Source organism: Azospirillum sp. B506 (assembly GCF_000333595.1).
Classification (GTDB): domain Bacteria; phylum Pseudomonadota; class Alphaproteobacteria; order Azospirillales; family Azospirillaceae; genus Azospirillum.
In genome coordinates this window covers 1-5,302 of the sequence record NZ_BADK01000838.1, presented here as the reverse complement: position 1 = coordinate 5,302, position 5,302 = coordinate 1, and the positions used below count along the sequence as shown (strand labels likewise).

The following is a 5,302-nucleotide window of genomic DNA, read 5'->3' as shown; positions in this document are numbered from 1 at the left end:
GGCACCATCGACACCTGCGGCACCGGCGGCGATGGCGCCGGCACCTACAACATCTCCACTGCCGCGGCGCTGGTGGTGTCGTCCTGCGGCGTGCCGGTCGCCAAGCACGGCAACCGCGCCATCTCGTCGAAGTCAGGCGCCGCCGACGTGCTCGGCTCGCTCGGCGTCAACCTTGACTGCGACTTCGCGCTGGTGCGCAAGGCGCTGTGGGATGCCGGCATCGCCTTCCTGATGGCACCGCGCCATCATCTCGCCATGCGCAACGTCGGCCCGACCCGCGTCGAGCTTGGCACCCGCACCGTCTTCAACCTGCTGGGACCGCTGGCCAACCCGGCGACCGCCAGGCGGCAGGTGCTGGGCGTCTTCTCCAAGCAATGGGTCGAACCGCTGGCCCAGGTGCTGAAGCGGCTGGGCTCCGAGGCCGCCTGGGTCGTCCATGGGTCCGACGGGCTGGACGAGATCACCACCACCGGCCCGACCACCGTCGCCCAGTTGAAGGACGGCGAGGTCACGGTGTTCGAGGTGACGCCGGAGGACGCCGGCCTGCCGCGCGCGCGCATCGAGGACCTGAAAGGCGGCGACGCCCAGGTCAACGCCGCGGCGATCCACGCCCTGTTCGACGGGGTGCGCAGCCCCTACCGCGACATCGTCCTGCTGAACGCCGCCGCCGCCCTGCTGGTGTCGGGCAAGGCTGCGGCGCTGAAGGAGGGTGTCGCCATGGCCGCCGACGCCATCGACAGCGGCGGCGCCCGCGACCGCCTGCGCCGGCTGGTCGCCATCACCAACGAGGCCATGGTCTGATGAGCGACGTTCTGAACCGCATCAACGACGATAAGCGCGCGCTGGTCGCCTCCCGCAAGGCCGCCCGCCCCCTGTCGGAGGTGGAGGCGGCCGCCAAGGCCGCCAACCAAACCAACCCGCCGCGCGGTTTCATCCGGGCGCTGAGTGCCGCGGTGGAGGCCGGCCGCTACGGACTGATCGCCGAGATCAAGAAGGCCAGCCCGTCCAAGGGCCTGATCCGTGCCGACTTCGACCCGCCGGCCCTTGCCCGCGCCTACCGCGAGGGCGGAGCGACCTGCCTGTCGGTGCTGACCGACGAGCCCTATTTCCAGGGCAAGGACGAATATCTGGTGGCCGCCCGCGCCGCGGTGGACCTGCCGGTGCTGCGCAAGGACTTCATGGTCGATCCCTATCAGATCGTCGAAGCCCGCGCGCTGGGTGCCGACTGCATCCTGATCATCATGGCGTCCCTGTCGGATGCCCAGGCGACGGAGATCGAGGACGCCGCCATCGCCCAGGGTCTGGACGTTCTGGTCGAGGTACATGACCGCGCCGAGCTGGACCGTGCGCTTCTGTTGAAGACGCCGCTGCTCGGCGTCAACAACCGCAACCTCAAGACTCTCGCCGTCGACATCGCGACGACGGAGGAACTGGCGACCAATGTTCCGCCAGACCGCATGCTGGTGGCGGAAAGCGGCCTCTACACTCCAGCCGATCTGGCGCGGATGGCGAAGGTGGGCGCGCGCTGCTTCCTGGTCGGCGAATCGCTGATGCGGCAGGCCGACGTGACAGCCGCCACCCGCGCCCTGCTGGCCCCGCTGTGATGTCCATGAGTGTGATGGCGGCGGATGTGGCGATCGCAGCGGAAGGCCCGCGTCAGGATGCCGTGGTTGCCTTGATCGCCGCCCTCGACCGCTATCTGCTGGATCTCTATCCGGCAGACACCTGCCACCTGCTGAACATCGCGGAGCTGGAGGCGGCGGACGTGCGCTTCTTCGTTGCCCGCAAGGATGGCGTGCCTGTCGGCTGCGCCGCGCTCCGCCTCGACCATTCCGGCTATCGGCCGGGCGGCTATGGCGAGGTGAAGCGGATGTATGTCGATCCCGCCGCCCGCGGCCACCGCATCGGCGACCGCCTGCTCGCCAAGCTGGAGGAACAGGCGCGGATGGAGGGGCTGTCCGCCCTGCTGCTTGAATCCGGCATCCACCAGCACGAGGCACTGGCGCTCTACCGCAAGGCCGGCTTCATCGACCGCGGCCCCTATGCCCGCTACGAAGACAACGGCGTCAGCGTCTTCATGGAGAAACCCTTGCGAGAGAACGCCCAATGAGCGGCTTCACCCATTTCGACGCCGAAGGCAAGGCGGTGATGGTCGACGTCTCGCGACAAGGCCGACACCGAAAGCACTGCCACCGCCGCGGCCACAGTGCTGAGGCAGCCGGAATCGCTGGCGCTCATCATGCAGGGCGGGGTGAAGAAGGGCGACGTGCTGTCGGTCGCCCGGCTGGCCGGCATCATGGGGCCCAAGCGCACGCCGGACCTGATCCCGCTGTGCCACCCGCGGATGCTGACGTCGGTCAAGGTAGACCTGTCCTGCGATCCGGCCCGCAACGCGGTGGATGTCATCGCCACCTGCAAGCTGCGGGGCCAGACCGGCGTCGAGATGGAGGCGCTGACCGCCGTCACCGTCGCCGCCCTGACGGTCTACGACATGTGCAAGGCGGTGGACCGCGGCATGACCGTCACCGACGTCCGCCTGCTGCACAAGGCCGGCGGCAAGAGCGGTGAATGGGGTTCCGCCACCACGTCGCACACCGGAGCCTGACGCCATGATTTCCGTCGCCGAGGCGCGTGCCCGCATCCTGTCGGCCTTCGCCCCTCTGCCGGCGGAAACCGTCGCCTTGTCCGAGGCGCTGGGCCGCGTGCTGGCCGAGCCGGTGGTTGCCCGGCTGACCCAGCCGCCCTTCCATGCCGCCGCGATGGATGGCTGGGCGGTGCGTTCCGCCGACATCACGGCTGCGACCGCCGAATCTCCGATCCCCCTGCGCCGCATCGGCGAATCCGCCGCCGGCCGTGCCTTCACCGGCAGCGTCGGCCCGGGCGAAGCGGTCCGGATCTTCACCGGCGCTCCCCTGCCCCACGGCGCCGACGCCGTGGTGATGCAGGAGGATTGCAGCGCCGACGACCACACCGTTCGGATCGGCCGTGCGGTGGTCGCCGGCCGCTTCATCCGCGAGGCCGGCTTCGATTTCACCCTCGGTCAGGAGCTTCTGCCGAAGGGCCGGCGCCTGACCGCCCGCGACATCGCGCTTTCCGCCGGCGGCAATGTGCCGTGGCTGTCGGTCCATCGCCGTCCGCGCATCGCCGTCCTCGCCACCGGCGATGAGATCGCCCTTCCCGGCGATCCGCTGGGGCCGAGCCAGATCGTCAGCACCAACGCGCTTGGCCTCTGCGCCCTGGTCACGGCCCAGGGCGGCATCGCCCACAATCTCGGCGTCGCCAAGGACACGCCCGAGAGCGTTGCCGCCCTGGCGAAGGGGGCGGCCGGCTGCGACCTGCTGGTCACCACCGGCGGAGCGGCCCATGGCGATTACGATCTCGTCCGCGACGTGCTGGCCGAACGCGGCGTGGCGCTGGAGGTGCAGGCTGTGGCGATGCGGCCGGGCAAGGCGGTGATGTTCGGCCATGCCGGGGCGGTGCCGCTGCTGGGGCTGCCCGGCAACCCGGTTTCGACCGGGGTGACCGCCATCCTGTTCCTGCGCCCGATCCTCCGCCTGTTGCAGGGGTTGCCGCCTGTGGATGCCCGTACACCGCTGCGCGCCCGCCTGACCGCTCCGCTGCGGGCCAACGACCGGCGCGAGGATTACCTGCGCGCCACGCTCGCCACCGGCCCCGACGGGGTGTTGACCGTCACTCCCTTCGCCCGCCAGGACAGCGCCATCACAACTCTTTACGCCCAGGCGGATTGCCTGATCCCCCGTCCGCCCAATGCCGATCCGGAGCCGGCCGGCGCGCTGGTGACCGTGCTTCCTTTGACCGATGGTATGCTTAGCATCTAGACTTGAACGGAGCATCTCGATAACGGGTTGAACAGTTGAACATCACCGCGAAAACTGTTTCATCCTGTTCCGAATGTTCCATTCCGGTTCTAAAACAAGCCGATGGGGGGCTTGACGGGCGGCAGGAACCAAACTAGAACATGGAGCAACGTTTAGTTTTTGTTCCATCTTCAGTCTGGCGACGGCCGGGAGGCATCCATGCTCACGCGCAAGCAGCACGAATTGCTGCTGTTCATCCACGAACGGCTCGGCCAGGGCGGTGTCTCGCCGTCGTTCGACGAGATGAAGGACGCCCTGGGCCTGAAGTCCAAGTCGGGCATCCACCGCCTCATCACCGGTCTTGAGGAACGCGGTTTCATCCGCCGCCTGCCCCACCGCGCCCGCGCGCTGGAGGTTCTCCGCCTTCCCGAAGGTCTGGACGCCGCCCGCTCCCGCACCGCACCGAAGCCGAAGTTCCAGCCCAACGTCATCAAGGGCGATTTTGCCTTTGCCGGACGCGACGTCGCGCCGCCGGCCCCAACTCCGGCCGCTGCGAACGAGACGGTGCAGCTCCCGCTCTACGGTCGCATCGCCGCCGGTACGCCAATCGAGGCTCTGCGCGACAACAGCGCCTTCGTCGACGTTCCCGCCTCGATGCTGACCGCTGGCGATCATTACGCGCTGGAGGTTTCCGGCGATTCGATGATCGAGGCCGGCATCCTCGATCACGACACCATCATCATCCAGCGCTGCGATGCGGCCGAGAACGGCACCATCGTCGTCGCGCTGGTCGATGAAGGCGAGGTGACGCTCAAGCGCCTGCGCCGCAAGGGCAACACGGTGGCTCTGGAACCGGCCAACGCGGCCTATGAAACCCGCATCTTCGGCGCCGACCGTGTCCGCGTGCAGGGCAAGCTGGTCGGACTGGTCCGCAAGTACTGAGGCTGTTGCGCCCCCTCTCCCGCAATCGGACCGGCTTGACCGGCCGAGCGCGGGAGAGAGTTGGAGGGTGGGCGAGAAGCACCGCCCTCACCTTCCCCCGGTCCATGGTCGATCCCCCCTGACGCCACGCACCGTCTCCACCGTTATTCCCTCGGGCGTCACCGTCAGCGCATGAGCGCCTTCATGCCGCAGCGCCCAGCGGTCGACCACCAGGTCCGCCCGGCACCGCCGCGCAACGGCCGAGGTCACCACCACATCGGCCGCGCCACAATCCTCGTCCAACGCATCCGGCAGCCGCGGCAACGCCAACGTCCTGCCCCGTACCCGGTACAAGCATCCGAGAGCATCGCAACTCAGCGACCGCTCGCCCTCGCTCCATCCCCCATCGGCCGGCCAGGGATCGGCCGCCGTCCGCTCCCCGTCGCGCTCGCGCCAGGTTTCGGTCACCCGTCCCCCGCCCTTGACCGATGCGCTCAGCCGCCCATCCTGCAGCCGCACCGCCGTCACAGTCCCGTCTCCCGCCACGAGCACATCCGGGTCGG

5 protein-coding genes and 2 pseudogenes are annotated in these 5,302 nt (G+C 69.0%); 6 read left to right on the top strand and 1 reads right to left on the bottom strand.

Annotation, left to right across the window (positions count from 1 at the left end):
• The 6 genes and pseudogenes from trpD to lexA form a co-directional block, all read left to right on the top strand.
• Window positions 1-801, top strand: an 801-nt coding sequence (gene trpD, locus I71_RS26130; protein WP_042700815.1) for an anthranilate phosphoribosyltransferase, incomplete at its 5' end; no start/stop codon positions are given.
• Window positions 801-1,604 (top strand): indole-3-glycerol phosphate synthase TrpC, encoded by an 804-nt coding sequence (trpC, locus tag I71_RS26125; RefSeq protein ID WP_042700814.1) that lies wholly within the window; start codon window positions 801-803, stop codon window positions 1,602-1,604. The genes trpD and trpC, both read left to right, overlap by 1 nt.
• Window positions 1,604-2,110 (top strand): GNAT family N-acetyltransferase, encoded by a 507-nt coding sequence (locus I71_RS26120; protein ID WP_244434058.1) that lies wholly within the window; start codon window positions 1,604-1,606, stop codon window positions 2,108-2,110. The genes trpC and I71_RS26120 overlap by 1 nt, the downstream gene beginning before the upstream one ends.
• Window positions 2,107-2,605: pseudogene (gene moaC / locus I71_RS26115) on the top strand (cyclic pyranopterin monophosphate synthase MoaC). Before I71_RS26120 ends, moaC begins: the two are co-directional and overlap by 4 nt.
• Before the next feature lie 4 nt (window positions 2,606-2,609).
• Entirely contained in the window at window positions 2,610-3,839 is a 1,230-nt protein-coding gene (gene glp, locus I71_RS26110; RefSeq protein ID WP_042700812.1) for a gephyrin-like molybdotransferase Glp, read from the top strand.
• Window positions 3,840-4,037: 198 nt separating this feature from the next.
• Window positions 4,038-4,760: a transcriptional repressor LexA gene (gene lexA, locus I71_RS26105; protein WP_042700816.1), complete on the top strand. Its 723-nt coding sequence runs from the start codon at window positions 4,038-4,040 to the stop codon at window positions 4,758-4,760.
• Window positions 4,761-4,847: 87 nt separating this feature from the next.
• Here the strand turns inward: lexA and I71_RS26100 are convergent.
• Window positions 4,848-5,302, bottom strand: a pseudogene (locus tag I71_RS26100) (ComEC family competence protein); the annotation flags it as partial.

Excerpts from the sequence above, each read along its gene's own strand:
- glp (WP_042700812.1), top strand. The coding sequence starts at position 2,610 with ATGATTTCCGTCGCCGAGGCGCGTGCCCGCATCCTGTCGGCCTTCGCC.
- lexA (WP_042700816.1), top strand. The coding sequence starts at position 4,038 with ATGCTCACGCGCAAGCAGCACGAATTGCTGCTGTTCATCCACGAACGG.
- trpC (WP_042700814.1), top strand. The coding sequence starts at position 801 with ATGAGCGACGTTCTGAACCGCATCAACGACGATAAGCGCGCGCTGGTC.
- I71_RS26120 (WP_244434058.1), top strand. The coding sequence starts at position 1,604 with ATGTCCATGAGTGTGATGGCGGCGGATGTGGCGATCGCAGCGGAAGGC.